11 protein-coding genes are annotated in these 15,767 nt (G+C 74.3%); 4 read left to right on the top strand and 7 right to left on the bottom strand.

The genetic code is table 11. The annotated features are described in order from the left end of the window. Positions 1-100: 100 nt before the first annotated feature. Positions 101-340: a hypothetical protein gene (locus EV385_RS07445; protein WP_130508786.1), complete on the bottom strand. Its 240-nt coding sequence runs from the start codon at positions 338-340 to the stop codon at positions 101-103. Between the two features lie 320 nt (positions 341-660). Here EV385_RS07445 and EV385_RS07450 point away from each other — a divergent pair, with 320 nt between their 5' ends. From EV385_RS07450 to EV385_RS07460, 3 genes are read left to right on the top strand one after another with little or no spacing between them, the layout of a single operon-like run. Then, positions 661-2,505: a stealth family protein gene (locus tag EV385_RS07450; protein WP_242624757.1), complete on the top strand. Its 1,845-nt coding sequence runs from the start codon at positions 661-663 to the stop codon at positions 2,503-2,505. A gap of 35 nt (positions 2,506-2,540) precedes the next feature. After that, positions 2,541-3,803 (top strand): nucleotide sugar dehydrogenase, encoded by a 1,263-nt coding sequence (locus tag EV385_RS07455; protein WP_130508788.1) that lies wholly within the window; start codon positions 2,541-2,543, stop codon positions 3,801-3,803. Next, positions 3,800-5,965, top strand: coding sequence for an acyltransferase family protein (locus EV385_RS07460; RefSeq protein WP_242624758.1), 2,166 nt, complete (start codon positions 3,800-3,802; stop codon positions 5,963-5,965). The genes EV385_RS07455 and EV385_RS07460 overlap by 4 nt, the downstream gene beginning before the upstream one ends. Here the strand turns inward: EV385_RS07460 and EV385_RS07465 are convergent. From EV385_RS07465 to EV385_RS07480, 4 genes are read right to left on the bottom strand one after another with little or no spacing between them, the layout of a single operon-like run. Then, the gene (locus EV385_RS07465; protein WP_130508789.1) at positions 5,917-6,378 is read right to left on the bottom strand and encodes a GtrA family protein; all 462 of its coding nucleotides are present in this window, start codon (positions 6,376-6,378) and stop codon (positions 5,917-5,919) included. The two genes, EV385_RS07460 and EV385_RS07465, sit on opposite strands and share 49 nt — an antisense overlap. Further along, a complete protein-coding gene (locus tag EV385_RS07470; protein ID WP_130508790.1) occupies positions 6,365-7,360 on the bottom strand; it encodes a glycosyltransferase family 2 protein in 996 nt (331 codons plus the stop codon). The genes EV385_RS07465 and EV385_RS07470 overlap by 14 nt, the downstream gene beginning before the upstream one ends. After that, positions 7,357-8,964: a hypothetical protein gene (locus EV385_RS07475; protein ID WP_130508791.1), complete on the bottom strand. Its 1,608-nt coding sequence runs from the start codon at positions 8,962-8,964 to the stop codon at positions 7,357-7,359. The genes EV385_RS07470 and EV385_RS07475 overlap by 4 nt, the downstream gene beginning before the upstream one ends. A gap of 58 nt (positions 8,965-9,022) precedes the next feature. Beyond that, positions 9,023-10,900 carry a glycosyltransferase gene (locus EV385_RS07480; protein WP_130508792.1) on the bottom strand — a complete coding sequence of 626 codons (1,878 nt, stop codon included), beginning with the start codon at positions 10,898-10,900 and terminating at the stop codon, positions 9,023-9,025. A 153-nt stretch (positions 10,901-11,053) separates the two neighbouring features. Between EV385_RS07480 and wecB the strand changes: the two genes are divergently transcribed. Then, the gene (gene wecB, locus EV385_RS07485; RefSeq protein ID WP_130508793.1) at positions 11,054-12,130 is read left to right on the top strand and encodes a non-hydrolyzing UDP-N-acetylglucosamine 2-epimerase; all 1,077 of its coding nucleotides are present in this window, start codon (positions 11,054-11,056) and stop codon (positions 12,128-12,130) included. 4 nt (positions 12,131-12,134) lie between these two features. Here the strand turns inward: wecB and EV385_RS35625 are convergent, their stop codons facing one another. Next, positions 12,135-13,166 (bottom strand): class I SAM-dependent methyltransferase, encoded by a 1,032-nt coding sequence (locus tag EV385_RS35625; protein ID WP_130508794.1) that lies wholly within the window; start codon positions 13,164-13,166, stop codon positions 12,135-12,137. Positions 13,167-13,240: 74 nt separating this feature from the next. After that, complete coding sequence (locus EV385_RS07495; RefSeq protein ID WP_130508795.1) at positions 13,241-15,763, bottom strand: glycosyltransferase; 2,523 nt, start codon at positions 15,761-15,763, stop codon at positions 13,241-13,243. Positions 15,764-15,767: the final 4 nt, after the last annotated feature.

A 15,767-nucleotide genomic window follows, 5' to 3' on the forward strand; every position in this document is an offset into this window, starting at 1 on the left:
TGCCGGTCCGCGCTTCGCGCGGACACCGGATGCGCCTGCCCCAGCGGTGAGAACCCGCAGTCGCTCCGGTCGCTGCGCTCCCTGCGCTTGGTGCGGCTTCTCACCGCTGGCGCATCCGGTAGGTCTTGGTGGCGGCCTCGATGCGGCGCTGGGTGCGGGTGCCGGGGGCCAGCGAGCGCCTGGCCTTGCCGTACAGGTAGAGGCCGCCGCCGACCACCACGGCGCCGACGATCAGGTACGCCAGCGCTCCGGCCAGCACGTGCAGGACGCTCACGGCGATCCAGCCCACCACGATCACCCCGGCGATCATGGCCACCAGGTACGCGATTGCCTTGCCCATTTCCGCCTCCCCTCGGCCGCCGACCGGCCGACTTCCACCATGCGCCCGCCGCGCAACCCGCGCATCGGCGGGATCCCCGGAGCGCACCCGTAGGGGTTGCCCCGGCGCATTCACCCACGCCCCACCGGCAAATCGAATATACCGGGGATAACGGGCGTCACTTTCGTAGCTTCGACCACACCTGTGACGGCTTGGCACAGATGTCCGATAAGCCGATATCGACCGCAACCTTCCGCCGAATCCCGCCGTTGAGGGTCAGGAACCGTGCGGCGAGGCGCTCGCTCATCGGTACGACGGACACCCGGCGGAAGGAACGAGCCGTGCCCCTGCGGCGCATCCTGCGCCTGGCCCCCTGGCGGGTCCGGAAGCGCATCTTCACCTCGGTGCAGGATCGACTGCTGCCCCGGGTCGCGGCACACCGGCGGCTACACGTGGCGCGGCGCATCGTGCCGCTGTCGCCGCCGCCCCGGCTGCCCACCATGCGGGTCACCCCGGACACCCCGTCCATGCGGGTGCGCACCGGGCAGGGCTGGATCACCGCCCGGCGCGAGCGGGCGGCCAGCCCGGCCTCCGTCCGGCGCGACAACCTCACCCGGGTCACCGCCGCCCTGACCGGCGCGGACGTCGACTGGTTCCGGGTACCCACCCGCGACGTGCGGCGCACCGCGGTGGCCGTACCCGCGGCCGAGCGGGACCGGGTCGTGGCCCTGCTGGAAGGCCTCACCGCGACCGGCGACGGCCTGCTGGAGGTCGTCGCGCCCGCACGGCGCGCCGAGCGCCGGCCGCACAGCGGCGAGCGCCGGCGGCGCGGCGCCGACGTGCTGCGGGTGTGCTGGCCGGTCACCGACCCGACCGGCAGCCTGCTGCTCGGTACGGACCTCGGCTGCGAGATCGAATTCTGGCGGGAAAGCGACGGGCACCTGACCGGCCCGCGCGACAACCCCATCGCCGACGTGATCAAGGTCGACGAGCCGGTGACCACCGCCCCCGAAGCCGCCTTCGGCCCGTTCAGCGCTGCGTCCGACCACACCCGGTACCGCACCCGGGAGGTGTTCACGCTCGCCGACCCCGACCGGATCAGCTTCCCGATCGACGTGGTCTACACCTGGGTCGACGGCGACGACCCCGCCTGGCGGGCCCGCAAGGCCGAGGCGCTGCGCGGCAACCCCTGGGTCACCGACGTCAACGGGCAGACCGCCAACGACTCGCGGTACGCCTGCCGCGACGAGCTGCGCTACTCACTGCGCGCCCTGCACTGCTTCGCCCCCTGGGTACGGCACGTCTTCATCGTCACGGACGACCAGGTGCCGTCCTGGCTGGACATGGATCACCCGGGAATCACCGTGGTCGACCACCGGGAGATCTTCGGCGACACGGGACGGCTGCCGACCTTCAACTCGCAGGCCATCGAGTCGCGGCTGCACCGCATCCCGGGGCTGTCGGAGCACTTCCTGTATCTCAACGACGACGTGTTCCTCGGCCGCCCGGTCACCCCGGACCTGTTCTTCACCCCGGGCGGGCTGACCCGCTTCTTCCCGTCGAGCGCCCAGGTCGACTCCGGCCCGCGCAGTTCCGCGGACGCGCCGGTCAACTCGGCCGGCAAGAACAACCGGCGGCTCATCCGGGAGGCGTTCGGGCGGGTGCTGACCCGCAAGATGCTGCACACCCCGCACCCGTCGCGGCTCAGTGTCCTCACCGAGATCGAGCAGCGCTTCGCCGAGTACGTGACGGCGACCGCCGAGCACCAGTTCCGGCACCCCGAGGACATCGCGCTGCTCTCCTCGCTGCAGCAGTACTACGCGTACCTGACCGGGCGGGCGGTGCCGGGCGAGGTCCGCTACCGGTACGCCGACCTGGCCGATCCGGCCACGCCGTTCAAGCTGGCGTCGCTGCTGCGGCACCGCCACCTCGACGCGTTCTGCCTCAACGACACCGACTCGGACCCCGAGGTCGCGGCGGAGCAGGCCGGGCTGGTCGCCGACTTCCTGCCCGCGTACCTGCCGTTCGTCTCGCCGTACGAGCTGGCCGAGCCGCGGCCCGCGACGGTCTCGCTCAGCCGCCTGCACCCGGCCCCGCCCGTGGTGGCGCGGCAGGCCACCCGCGCGGTGGCCGGTACCGGTGGCCCGCGCCCGGCCGGCGACGTACCCCTGCCGTCCTCCCCGTGAGGCCCTTCCTGCCGTCTTCCCGTGAGGAGTGAATCGTGAGCTACGACGTCGTGATCCTCGGCCTGGGCTACGTCGGCCTGCCGCTGGCGCACCAGGCCACCCGCGTCGGCATGCGAGTGCTCGGCTTCGACGTTTCCGCGCGGGTGGTGTCGGGGCTGGCCGCCGGGCGCTCGCACGTCGACGACCTCAGCGACACCGACGTGGCCCAGATGGTCGCGGACGGCTTCACGCCGACCACCGACGAGTCGCTGATCGCGACCGCGTCCACCGCGGTCATCTGCGTGCCCACCCCGCTGGCCGAGGGGGACGGTCCGGACCTGTCGGCGGTGATCGGCGCGACCGAGGCGGTGGGCCGCAATCTCAAGCCCGGCATGCTGGTGGTGCTGGAATCCACCACGTACCCGGGTACCACGGACGACGTGGTCCGGCCGCTGCTGGAACGGCTGTCCGGGCTCACCGCCGGGCTGGACTTCCACCTGGCGTTCTCCCCGGAACGCATCGACCCGGGCAACGAGCGGTACGGCGCGCACAACACCCCCAAGGTCGTCGGCGGGCACACCCCGGCCTGCACCGACGCCGTGGCCGCGTTCTACGGGCGGCTGGTGGAGACGGTCGTACGGACCCGGGGCACCCGGGAGGCGGAGACCGCGAAGCTGCTGGAGAACACGTACCGGCATGTGAACATCGCGCTGGTCAACGAGATGGCCCGGTTCTGCCACGAGCTCGACATCGACCTGTGGGACGTCATCCACGCCGCGTCGACCAAGCCGTTCGGCTTCCAGGCGTTCTACCCGGGGCCGGGGGTCGGCGGGCACTGCATCCCGATCGACCCGAACTACCTGAGCCACAACGTGCGCAGCAAGCTGGGCTACCCGTTCCGGTTCGTGGAGCTGGCGCAGGAGATCAACGCGACCATGCCCGCGTACGTGGCCCGGCGGGCGCAGAACCTGCTCAACGCGGACGGGCAGGCGGTGCACGGGGCCACGGTGCTGCTGCTGGGGGTCACGTACAAGGCGAACATCGCGGACCGGCGCGAGTCACCGGCCACCCCGCTGGCCCGGCACCTGATGTCGCTGGGCGCGAAGCTGGCCTACCACGACCCGTACGTGCCGTCGTGGCGGGTGGGCGACCTGGTGGTGCCGCGTACCGAGGACCTGGAGGGTGCGGCCGCGGCCGCCGACCTGACCATCCTCGTGCAGCACCACCGCGGGTACGACGCGGACCACCTCGCGGGCATCGCGAAGCGCTTCTTCGACACCCGGGGTGTCACCACGAGCGCGGAGGCACACCGCCTGTGACCGGGCTCGGTACCGGCACGTCCGGGTCGGCCAGCGCACCGGTCCGGACCGCGCCGGTCACCGCACCCGCCCCGCGCCGCCGGGGCACGCCGGTCGCCGAGCGGCCCGCGCCCCGGGCGGCCCGCCCGTCCCGGCATCGCCGCGACATCCAGGGGTTGCGCGCGGTCGCGGTGCTGCTCGTGGTGGCGTACCACTGCGGACTGCCGCTGGTCGGGGGCGGCTACGTCGGGGTGGACGTCTTCTTCGTCATCTCCGGGTTCCTGATCACGGGGCTGCTGCTGCGCGAGGTGCGCGAGACGGGCCGGATCTCCGTGCCGGGGTTCTACGCGCGCCGGGCGCTGCGGCTGCTGCCCGCCGCGACCGTGGTCGTCGTGGCGACGGTGGCGATGTCGGTGTGGTGGCTGCCGCCGCTGCGGCTGCCGGACATCCTCGCCGACGCGCTGTACACCACCGGGTACGCGATGAACTACCGGCTGGCCGTGATCGGCACGGACTACCTGAGCGCGGAGACGGACCCGTCGCCGTTGCAGCATTTCTGGTCGCTGGCCGTGGAGGAGCAGTTCTACCTGGTGTGGCCGCTGCTGCTCCTGCTGGTCGTCGTGCACGCCCAGCGGTCCGCCGCGGCGGGGCGCAAGCCCGGCGCGCGCGGCGATCTCTCCAGGATCGCCCTCCTGCTCATGGGACTGACGGCCGCCTCGTTCGCCGTCAGCGTCTGGCAGACCCGGCACAACGCGGCCTGGGCGTACTTCGGGGCGCACACCCGGGCGTGGGAGCTCGGCGTCGGCGCGCTGCTGGCCCTCGGCGCGGGCGCGGCCGCCCGGCTCGGCCGCCGCGCCGCCCTCGCCCTGGCCACCGCCGGGCTGCTCGCGATCGCGGCCGCCGCGGTGACGTACACCGAGGCCACCCCGTTCCCCGGGTACGCGGCCCTGCTGCCCGTGCTCGGGGCCGCCGCCGTGATCGCGGGCGGATGTGCGTGTCCCGCCCCGCCGCTGGGTCACCCGGCCCTGCAGGCGATCGGGCGCCTGTCGTACTCCTGGTACCTGTGGCACTGGCCGCTGCTGGCGGTCGCGCCGTACCTGTTGGGTCATCCGCCGGCCTGGTGGCAGAGCATCCTCGCGGCGCTGGCCGCGCTCGTCCTGGCCGCCCTGACGTACGCGCTGGTGGAGAACCCGTTCCGGCGCCTGCCCGTGCTGCGCCGCCGCCCGTGGCGCGGCCTGGCGGCGGGCCTGGTGATGTCCGCCGCCTCGGTGGCGCTGTGCGTCACCCTGACCGCCGAGAACGGCACGGCCGTCTCCGGCTACCGCGCCGCGCCGCTGGCCCCGCAGTCCAACGTGACCGCGCTGCAGCAGCGCATCGCCGACAGCGTGCACCTGCCCGCCGTCCCCGTGGACCTCACCCCGAAGCTGTCCCGGGCCGCCCGGGACAAGCCGCAGCTCTACAAGGACCTGTGCTCCCCCGAGTTCACCGAGTGGTTGATCAAGGACTGCGCGTACGGGGATCCGAACTCGCCCACCACCGTGGTCCTGTTCGGCGACTCGCACGCCGGGCACTGGTTCCCCGCCCTGGAGGCGGTCGCCCGGCAGCGGCACTGGAAGCTCGTGCCCCTGGTCAAGAGCGCCTGCTCGGCCGCGAACGTGTACATCTACCAGGACTCGCTGAAGCGGCCGTTCACCGAATGCGTCAAGTGGCGGCGGGCGGCGTACCAGAAGATCCGGGAGCTGCGTCCGGCGATGGTGGTGCTGGCGTCCGTGTCACCGGGCGGCGCGCTGCTGGGCGTCACGGGGGGTCTCGACACCACGTGGATGCGGGCGTGGCAGTACACCTTCACGCAGGTCTCCGCGCCGGGGACCAAGGTGTACTTCGTCAACGACACGCCGTGGCACAACCTCGTCCCGGACTGCCTGTCGCAGCACATGAGCGACCCGGCGGCCTGCGCCCACCCGCGCGCCGTGGCGGTCCGCGCACCGGAGCTGCGCGCCCGGGTGATGGACCTCGCCCGCGGCCAGGGGGTCTCGGTCATCGACCCGCTGCCCTGGTTCTGCACCGCCACCGACTGCCCGGTGATCATCGGCAACGTCCTGGTCTACAAGGACCGCCACCACATCACCACGGTCTACAGCCGGCTGCTGGCGCCGCTGCTCTCGGCCGAACTGGTGCCCTGAGCCGGGGGGCGCGGCAGCCCGGCGCGCCGCCGGTCGCGGAAGGTCCACCGTGAGTTGATCGTGTAGTTGACCAGCGGGATCAACACCAGCGCCACCGCCTGCACCAGCCGGTAGGGCGCCCCCAGCAGGGCCGTTCCGGCCCAGACCACGGCGGTGTTGCAGGCCAGGGCCACGGCCGTCACCGCCAGGAAGCGGGCGCCGCCGACGGCGTGCCGGGTCCTCGCGCGGAACACCCAGTTGCGCTGCAGCACGTACGAGACCACGATGCTGGCCCCGAAGCCCACCGTGGACGCCGGGACCGGGGGCATGCCGGGCCCCTCCACCAGCACCAGCGCGGTGCCGAAGTGGGTGGCGGCGCTGGCCGCGCCGCTGCATCCGTACCGGAGGAGGCGGCCGAACTCAGCGCGGCGCACGGTCCGACCGCTGGCCGGGCACCGCGGCCGGCTCGCCGGCGGCCGGGCCCGAATCGGCGCGGTCCTGGACCAGGTAGCGCGGGCGGCCGCGGACCTCCTCGTGGATCCGGGCCAGATACTCGCCGATCACGCCGAGGCCCAACAGGATGAACGTGCCCATCACCAGCAGCAGCAGGATGACCGTGGGGAACCCGGCCACCGAGCCGCCGCGCAGCCAGCGCACCAGCGTCTGGATCCCGAGTACCGCCGCGAACCCGGCGAAGCCCACCCCGACGACCGTGACCAGGTGCAGCGGCGCCGAGGTGAACGAGGTGAGCCCGTTGACCGCGAGGCGGCACAGCGCCCGGAACGTCCACCGTGAGGCGCCACCCTCCCGGTGGTCGATGTCCACCCCGACGGTGTCGCGCGAGTAGCCGATCCAGCTGCTGGTGCCCCGGAAGAACGACGAGTGCTCCGGCAGCCGCAGCAGCGCCTCCAGGGCGGGGCGGCTGAGCAGCCGGAAGTCGGTGGCGTTGACCAGCTCCACGGTGGTCAGCCGGGTGAAGCCCGCGTTGAACAGCCGGGCCGCCAGGCGGCTGGGCACGGACTGGCCGGGCCGGTTGCGCTTGACCGCCTCGACCACGTGCGCGCCCGCGCGCCAGCGGCGCAGCATCTCCGGGATCGCGGCCGGTGGGTGCTGCAGGTCGGCGTCGATGACGATCACGGCGTCGCCGCGGGCGTGCTCCAGCCCGGCCAGCATCGCCGCCTCCTTGCCGAAGTTGCGGGACAGCCGGATGCCGCGCACCCGGGGGTCCCGCTCGGCCTGGCGTACCACCCGGGGCCAGGAGTCGTCGCGGGAGCCGTCGTCGATGAGGATCAGTTCGTGCCGTTGCCCCGGTACGGCCAGGACCTCCGTGAGGCGGTGCACGAAGCGGTCCACCCCCTCGCCCTCGTTGTAGACGGGGGCGATCACGGAGATCAGCGGTTCCGGGTCGGGGCTCATCCGGCGCTCCGGCAGAACGGGAGCCCGGCGGTGTCCCGCGCGCCGACGTCGAGGGACTCGGCGTACCGGGTGCGGGTGTGCTCGTTGTCGGCGAAGCGGGTGAACGCCTCGCGCAGCAGCGCGCACCGGCGCTCGTTGCCCGCGGGCGTGCGGTCGAATCCGGCCATCTCCAGCGCGATCCGGTTGTCCAGCAGCGACAGCTGGCGGCGCGCCACCCGGTCCGCATAGGTCTGGTTGGCGGCCACGGTCCCGGCACCGACCACCGCCAGCACCACCAGCACCCAGGTCAGGGCCCGGTACGGGCGGCGCCGCCGGCCGGTCAGCGCGACGGCACCGAGCGCCAGCAGCAGCCCACCGGCGGCCGCGGTGACCCCGGAGTCACGCCAGCCCTGCCCCCACCGCCCGAGTCCGGCGAAACGCTGGACGTCGGCGTTGAGGCTGGCCAGCGCGGCGCCCAGGAGCAGCAGGCTGACCGCGACGGCGCCGGCCCCGAGCAGTTGCCCCCGGTCGAGCGGAGCCAGCCGGGGCAGGTCCCGGGTGGCGTGCCACACCAGCAGGCCGAGCGCGGCGAGCGCCAGCAGCGGCAGCACCCCCACCGGCCAGGCCGCGCCCGCGCCGTCCGCCGCGCGGGCCCAGCCCAGCGGCGGCAGCCAGGCCCCCAGCCGCAGCGGGAACGCCGCGAGCGCGCCGGGGCCCAGGGCCACATCGGAGCCCTTGTAGCAGTCGCCCGCCCGGCAGTAGCCCGCGATGATCACGCGGATGGTCAGGAAGATGGGCAGGAACCCCAGCCAGCACGCGGCGACGGCGCGGGCGGCGGGACCGGTGCAGGCCCGCCGCCAGTCCAGCCCCGACACCCAGCGGGCGCGGGCCAGCACGGTGACGGTCAGCAGCGGGAGGGCGAGCGCGGCCAGCTCGTTGAAGCAGGCGATCGCGGCACCGGCCAGCGCGGCGGCCGCGGCCCGGCGCCAGCCGAGCCGGAAGTCTCCGGTACGCACCAGCCGGGCGAACGCCGCGGCGAGCCCGAGCACCAGCGCCGACGTGGTCAGGTACAACGCGCCGAAGAGGATGAACACCGTGGTGTCGCCCGCCGCGACGCAGCAGCCGCCCACCGCGAACGGCAGCACCGCGGACAGCCGCGACGGCGCGGTGCCGAACACCCGCCCGCGCGCGACGACGCATTCGGCGAAGACCACGGCGGCGACCGACAGCAGTACGGCCGCCGCGCAGGTGACCAGCCGCAACGCGATGTTCGCGGGCAGGTGCAGCAGGTCGGTGAGCAGGTAGACGCCGAGGTCGATGATCGCCTCGACCATCCGCCCCAGCGGCCGGAAGTTGCCCAGCCGCAGGTACGTGGGAAGCACGTCGATGGTGCCCGTGACGATGCCCAGCGGGTCGGTGCGGTACCGCCCGCCGTGCCAGTAGATGTTGAACCGGTGGTCTCCCGACGGCGCCAGCGTGGTCAGCGGCACCAGCACGATCAGCGGGATCAGCGCGGCGCGCAGCACCGCCCGGCGCCACAGCCGGCGGACCGGCACGGCGTCCGGTGGCCCGGCGGCGGGCGCGGCGGGCGCGGGCGGGGTCCCGGGCCGCGGCACCTTGCTCACCACATCGACGGTCACACGGGGCAAAACGACCCCGGCCGGTTTCCGTTGCGCGTCCCCGTCAGCTGACCACGGCGTCGCTGCGTTCGGGGCGGCGCTGGCCGGGCACCCCGCTGGTCAGCTCCTCGTAGAGGCGGGCGTAGAGGCGGGCGTTGGCGGACCACGTACGCTCCTGGCGCACCCAGGCCGCACCGGCCTCGGCCAGCTCACGGCGGCGGTCGGGGTCGGCCAGCAGGCGGCGCAGCACCGTGACGAGCGAGCCCGGATCGCCCGCCGTGAACAGCTCGGCGGCGCCGCTCTCCCGGGCGATGCCGGCCAGCGCGCGCACGTCGGACAGCACCACCGCGCGGCCGGTGGCGAACGCCTCGAACGGCTTCAGCGGAGTGACCAGGTGGCAGACCTCGGTGGGGCGGCGCGGCACCACGAAGACGTCGATCAGGCTGTAGTAGCGCAGCACCTGATCGTGCGGCACCTGCCCGGTGAAGTGCACACCGGACGCGCCGAGGTCCGCGGCGAGCTGCTGGAGGTTCTCGCGTTCCACGCCGTCACCGACGATCAGCAGGGCGACCCGGCCGTCGAGCCGCGCGTACGCGCGCAGGAGCGTGTCGATGCCCTCGTACTCGGCCAGGGAGGAGATGTAGCCGACGACCGTGGTGTCGGCCGGGATGCCCAGCCGCTGCGCCAGGTCCGCGTCCCGGGACAGAACGGGGAACCGGTCGGTGTCCACGGCGTTGGGCACCACGTGGATCCGGTCACGGGGCACCCCGCCCAGGACGATCCGGTCGGCCATGACGTCGGCGAGCGTGACGACCCGGTCGGCCTCGCGGCGGCACCGGTCCTCCAGGTCCCGGCGCATGCGGTAGATGTCGGGCTCGCCGTACTTCGCCACCACCTCGGGGTAGTCCCAGCCCGCGCGCTGGATCTGGCGGGACAGCCAGGTCTCCTCCCAGAAGCCGCGCGTCTCGTAGACGACCGGGATGCCGTACGCCTTGCCGATCGCCAGCGCGGTGAGGGCGTTGAGGTAGTTCGAGGCGGGGTGCAGTACGGCCGGGCGCAGTTGGCGGACCAGTTCGGCGGTGCGTTCGACGTGCTGGCTCAGCCACTGGTCCAGCGGCAGGGTGCCCTGGGCCGGACCTTGGACGCGGTGGTAGGTGATGCCGTCGACGACCGCGTCGGTATCGGCGCCGAAGCCGAGTTCCGTGGCGACGTGCGGGTCCAGGCCGGCGGCCTGCTGGGCGGTGGCGATGAAGTGGGTCCGCAGGGTGTAGCCCGCCTGCGCCTCGGGCAGGGACTTGCCGACCAGGTGCAGCACCCGGTTGGGCACGGGCTTGCCCGGGTCTCGGGGGGCCACGGACGGCACGAAGTCGCCCGAGAGCACCGCGTGTTCGCCGCGCAGGTGGATGACGGCGCGCCGGTCGTCGGGTTTGCCGCGTTCGGCGCAGTGCCGGGCCATCGCCTCGGCGCGCGCGAGGTAGCCGCTGCGGTGCAGGTCGCGCCGGAGGCGGCGGAACGTGGGCACGGCGATGGCGTCGGCGGCGCTGCGCTCGGCCAGCGCGAAGGCGGGCAGCACGTCGCCGCGTTCGGCCAGCGCGTCGAGCACCAGGGGGCCGAGGGCGGCGGGGAACTCCCGGCCGGCCGCGCGGTTCTGGTCGTACAGCTCCAGGGCGAGGTGGGCCTGGACCCGGTCGGAGTCGCGGACGCGTTCGGTGGTGGCGCGCAGCCGTTTGGCCTGCCGGCCCAGCGCCATGCGCAGCTGGCGCTGCTCCCACAGGGCGCTGCCGAGGATCGCGGCCACCACGAACAGCTCGACGATCAGCACGAGCCAGGAGCGGGTCGCTGCGGCGGTGGCCAGACCGGCGACCAGGACGCAGCCGAGCGCCCCGTAGCGCACCCGCCGCGGCACGCGGCGGGCCAGGTCTTTGACACGGCGGGCGGGCATGCGAACTCCTAGTGCGTGCGGATCGGCCGACGCGGACGCGCCGCCCTTCGATGAACGAGGCGAAGCGGTGGGTTGTCGCGCTTTGTCCCGAATCCCTGCAGTATGCCCGGCGTTGTACAGCACGTTCCCCCGACGCACCGACGGAGGTTGTTCATGCCCGGCCCCGTACTGCACGTCACCGGAGCGCGGCCCAACTTCCCCAAGGCCGCGCCGGTGTACCGGGCCCTCGCCGAGCGGGGGGTTTCGCAACAGCTCGTACACACCGGACAGCACTACGGGCAGCAGATGTTCGACGTGTTCCTGCGCCAGCTCGACCTGCCCCGCCCGGACGTCGACCTCGGCGTCGGATCGGGCAGCCACGCGGCCCAGACCGCGGCCGTGCTCACCGCCGTGGAGGACCTGCTCCTCGAACGCCGGCCCGCCCTGCTGGTCGTCTACGGCGACGTCAACTCGACCGTCGCCGCCGCCCTGGCCGCCGCGAAGCTCGGGATCCGCGTCGCGCACGTCGAGGCGGGGCTGCGCAGCTTCGACCGCACCATGCCCGAGGAAATCAACCGCGTGGTCACCGACCGCATCGCGGACACCCTTTTCGCCACCAGCCCCGACGCGGTCGCTCACCTGGGCAACGAGGGGATCGCGGCGGACCGCATCCACCTGGTCGGCAACCCGATGATCGACACGCTGCTGGCCCACCTGGACCGCTTCGACGCGGCGAAGGCCCGCGCCGAACACGGCCTCGACGGCCCGTACGTGGTGGCCACCCTGCACCGCCCGGCCAACGTGGACCACCCCGCCGACGCCGCCGAACTCGTCCACGCCGTGCACGCCGTCGCCGACCAGGCCGACGTCGTCCTGCCGCTGCACCCGCGCGGGCGGGAGCGGCTGCGGTCCGTGGGCCTGTTCACCCACCCCCGGGTCCGCGTGCTCGAACCCCTCGGGTACGTGGAGTTCCTCGGCCTGGTCCGGGGCGCCGAAGCCGTCGTCACCGACTCGGGTGGCGTGCAGGAGGAGACCACCGTCCTGGGCGTACCGTGCCTGACCATCCGCCCCAACACCGAACGGCCGGTCACCATCACGCACGGCACCAACCGCCTCGTCACCCGGGCCACGCTCGCCGCCGAGGTGGAGCAGCGGCTGCGCGCCGGGCGGCCACGGACGTGGCCGACCCCGCCCCTGTGGGACGGCCACGCCGGGCAGCGGATCGCCGACGTCATCGTGCGCGAGATCTGACCACTCAGGACGGTACGGCCGACATCGTGGCGGCCGGGGGCGGCACGTACGCGAGCGCCGTGAACCGGCCGACCCCCGGGAACTCCGGCAGCGACGCCCCGAGCGCGGTGCTCGCCGCCCGGGCGCCCGGCCCGTCGTCCACCACCACCACCGCGTCACCGGTCAGCCGAGGGCCGAACACCCGCAGCGCGGCGCCGACCCGCCGGGCCGTGGCCATCCCCGCCGGCCCGTCCACCACCAGCAGGTCCACGTCGCGCACGTCCGTCAGGGCGGTCCACTCGTACCAGCCCGCGGTGTCGCTGCCCGGCCGGGCGTCCGACAGCGGCGCGTGGACGACCTCGGCGACCTGGGTCAGGCCGTGCGCGGCCGCCAGCGCCCGGATCCGCTCGGCGGCGTCCCGGTCGTGCTCCACCGCGACGAGGCGGCCACCGGCGGCCTCCACCGCGTACGCCAGCCACACCGCGGCCGAGCCCGCGCCGAGGGTGACCGCCACGGCGGGCCGCCGGGCGCGCACCAGGTGCAGCAGGCCGAGCAGGTCGGCGGCGCCGCACCCCGCGTCGGCCGAGAAGGGCATCGGGGCGCGCGGCGTCACCAGCCGGTACACCTGCAGCGCCGCCTCCGCCTCGCTGCTCTGCTCGCGCAGCAGCAGCCGGGTGACCTCCTGGGCGTCCCGGTCGTCGCGGGCCAGCCGCGCGGTCAGGTCCCGGTGCCGGGTGGCCGCCGCGACGCGTTCGGTCTCACCCGTGGCCACCAGCCGGCGCTGCGTCTCCTCCAGCAGCACCCGCAGGTCCCGCAGCGAGGCCCGCTGGGCGCGGATCAGCCCGCCGAGGCGCCGGGACAGTTGCAGGAGGCCGACGAGGGCCGCACCGAGGAGACCGGCCAGCAGCGTCATCGCGACGGCGCCCTGCCCGGCCGCCGAGGCTCCGGCCACGCCGAGGCACAGCACGACGATCGTGATCAGGGCCATCCCCTGCCGCGACGTGAGGCTGTGCAGCCGCGCGATCTGGCCGCGGGCGAACCGCACCAGCGTGTTCATCCGTTCCCTCCGGTGCTGGTTGAGTGGACGTTTCGGTAACGCGCGCCGTCGGCGCCGCGTTACGTCGGCGTTGGCTAGCGGGCCGGGGCCAGCGCGCCGCGCGGCACCGGCAGGGCGGCGCCGGGGCGGGCCAGCAGGTCACCGATGCGGGCCACGAAACGACCCGGGTGGTAGGCCGCGGCGGCGAGCTCGTACGCCTGCCGGCTGCGCGCGGCGTAGCGCCCGGGGTCGGCGGCGTACCGGGCCAGCGCGGTGGCCACGCCGTCCGGCTCGGCGTACACCGCGACGTCGCCGTACTGCGGGGCCAGCCGCTCGGGCAGCAGCACCACGCAGCCCGCCGCCGCGGCCTCCAGCACCGGCTGCGACCAGCGGCCCACCTCGTGCGGGTGCGGATAGTGCAGGTAGAAGTCGAGCTGGTGCAGGAAGGGACCGGGCTCCAGGTCGGACGCCTCGAAGCAGAGCCAGGACACCGGCGCCTCCGCGACCGGGCGCAGCCGGTCGGGCATCCGTACCCGGATGTCCGCGTCGCGGCAGCGCCGCAGCACCGACAGGACCTCGGCTCGCTCGCCCGGCAGGCCGCCGGAGTCGCACAGGTCGACGCCGACCGTCGGGCGGCGCCCGGCGAGTCCGGCGCGCGGCCCCGCGCCGTCGGCGGGCGTGACGACGAACGGCAGGTCGTCGGGGAGCACCGGCACGCTGGGGTCCGCCTCCCGCAGCGCCCGCCGGATCGCCGGATCCTGCGGCCACCACACCGGATCGGCGCCGAACAGCTCCCGCGCGGCGGCGGCGCAGGCGGCCGTCGTGTACCGGTGGTCCGTGCCGTCGCCCCGCACCGGCGCCCGGTCGGCCACCACGACCACCCGCTGCGCCTGGATCCGTCCCGGGCGCCCACCGGCGAACTGCAGCACCGCCGCGTGCCGGACCAGCACCAGATCCGCGTCCGTACGCTGCCCGATCTCGACATGGTCGATCGCCCCGTCGTTCACCAGCTGCTGGATCTCCGCGATCGGCGAGAGGCGCCGCTGCCGGACGTACCGGTAGGTCTCCAGGTGGGCGACCGCGACCCGGCGGCCCGCCTGGACCAGGGCGCGCAGCTCCGCGACCGCGGCCCGCTGCGGGCTCTGCCAGAACCGCCAGTCGGCGACCATCACCACGTCGTAGTGGCGGGGCGAGGCGTTGTCGCCGGGGCGGCGGGTGAGGTGCTCCGGGGCCCGGAACGGCCGCTCCACCGCGTCCCGCGGCCGGTACGGGTCCGCCTCACCGGCCGCGATCCGCTCGTGCCACCGCAGGTACGCCGAGCTGTACGCGACCCGGGCCGGATGCATCCAGTACGCCCGGATCTCGGCCCGCGACAGTGAGTGTTCCGACAGCCGGATCAGCGCCAGCGGCTCCATCTCCAGGTGGCGGATGGCGTCGACGCCGAACGTCGCACCGATCCGTCCGATGTACTCGGAGTCCCCCGCCTTGCGTACCTCGTCGAAGTAGCCGATGCGCCGCACCACCTCGTCGCGCCGGAACACCAGCGACGACGGGTTGAACCGCCCGCTGCGCACCCCCGGCCGGTTGATCAGCAGTTGGTCGGTGACCGACAGCCCGTCGGAGGTGGTGGCGACCAGCCGGGGCGCCGCCAGCAGCGGCCGCACCTGCGACTCCAGGCGGCGCGGATGCGACCAGTCGTCGGCGTCCTGGAACGCGACGAAGTCGCCGCCGCACGCCGCGAGTCCCGCGTTGCGGGCCGCGTACGTGCCCGCGTTGACCGCCAGCTTGACCAGCCGCACCCGGGAGTCGAGGGCCACCACGGCGGCCAGCTCGGCGTCGTACTCCGGCGGGGAGCCGTCGTCGACGAGGACGACTTCCAGGTTTTGCCACGTCTGCGCGAGGATCGACCGGACCGCCGTGTGCAGGCTGCGGTCCGGCCGGTACGCGGGCACCACCACGGACACCTGGTGCGGGGCCGGCACCGGCTCGACCGCGGCCGTGCCGAGCCGGTCGAACGGGGTGGGTGCGTCCGGGTCGAGCAGCACCGGCGCGGGTTCGGGCAGCAGTGCCTGGAACCGCTCGAGCCACGGCTGCGGCTCGCGTCCCGCGACGGCGAAGGGGTTCGCCAGGTCGAGCAGGATCCCCACCCGGGTGGTCCGCTTCATGTCGGGGTACGCGGCCAGCAGCTCGGGCACCCGGTCGGGTCCCTGCTCGGCCAGCACCAACTGGGCGTGCAGCCCCTGGTGCACGGCCGACAGCGCGGACGGCCCGTACACCGCGTGCACGAGGTCGAGCAGGCCGAGCGCGTCCCGGCGGTCGTCGGGCCGCAGGTCCTGGAACGCCAGCAGTTGCGCGAGCGCGGCCAGCGCCCCGGGGTCGGCGGCGTCCTGCCGCCCGGTCAGCCAGGCCTGGTCCCCGGCGCGGGCGGCGCTCAGCAGCTCCGCCAGCGTCCCGGCGTCACCGAGGGCCGCCCGGGCCAGCAGGAGCCGGGCGTCCTGGGACCTGTTCCGGATGGCGGTGACGGGCAGCGCGGAGCGCAGGGCGGGCCCGATGACCGCGATGTGATCGTCCAGCAGGGCCGTGGGATGGGTCGCCGACGCCGGCTGACGTTCTGGCATGCTG

Source organism: Krasilnikovia cinnamomea (assembly GCF_004217545.1).
GTDB classification, from domain to species: domain Bacteria; phylum Actinomycetota; class Actinomycetes; order Mycobacteriales; family Micromonosporaceae; genus Actinoplanes; species Actinoplanes cinnamomeus.

Bases quoted from the DNA above. Each gene is read 5' to 3' on its own strand.
- EV385_RS07445 (WP_130508786.1), bottom strand. From the start codon at position 340: ATGGGCAAGGCAATCGCGTACCTGGTGGCCATGATCGCCGGGGTGATC.
- EV385_RS07470 (WP_130508790.1), bottom strand. From the start codon at position 7,360: ATGAGCCCCGACCCGGAACCGCTGATCTCCGTGATCGCCCCCGTCTAC.
- EV385_RS07480 (WP_130508792.1), bottom strand. From the start codon at position 10,900: ATGCCCGCCCGCCGTGTCAAAGACCTGGCCCGCCGCGTGCCGCGGCGG.
- wecB (WP_130508793.1), top strand. From the start codon at position 11,054: ATGCCCGGCCCCGTACTGCACGTCACCGGAGCGCGGCCCAACTTCCCC.
- EV385_RS35625 (WP_130508794.1), bottom strand. From the start codon at position 13,166: ATGAACACGCTGGTGCGGTTCGCCCGCGGCCAGATCGCGCGGCTGCAC.
- EV385_RS07495 (WP_130508795.1), bottom strand. From the start codon at position 15,763: ATGCCAGAACGTCAGCCGGCGTCGGCGACCCATCCCACGGCCCTGCTG.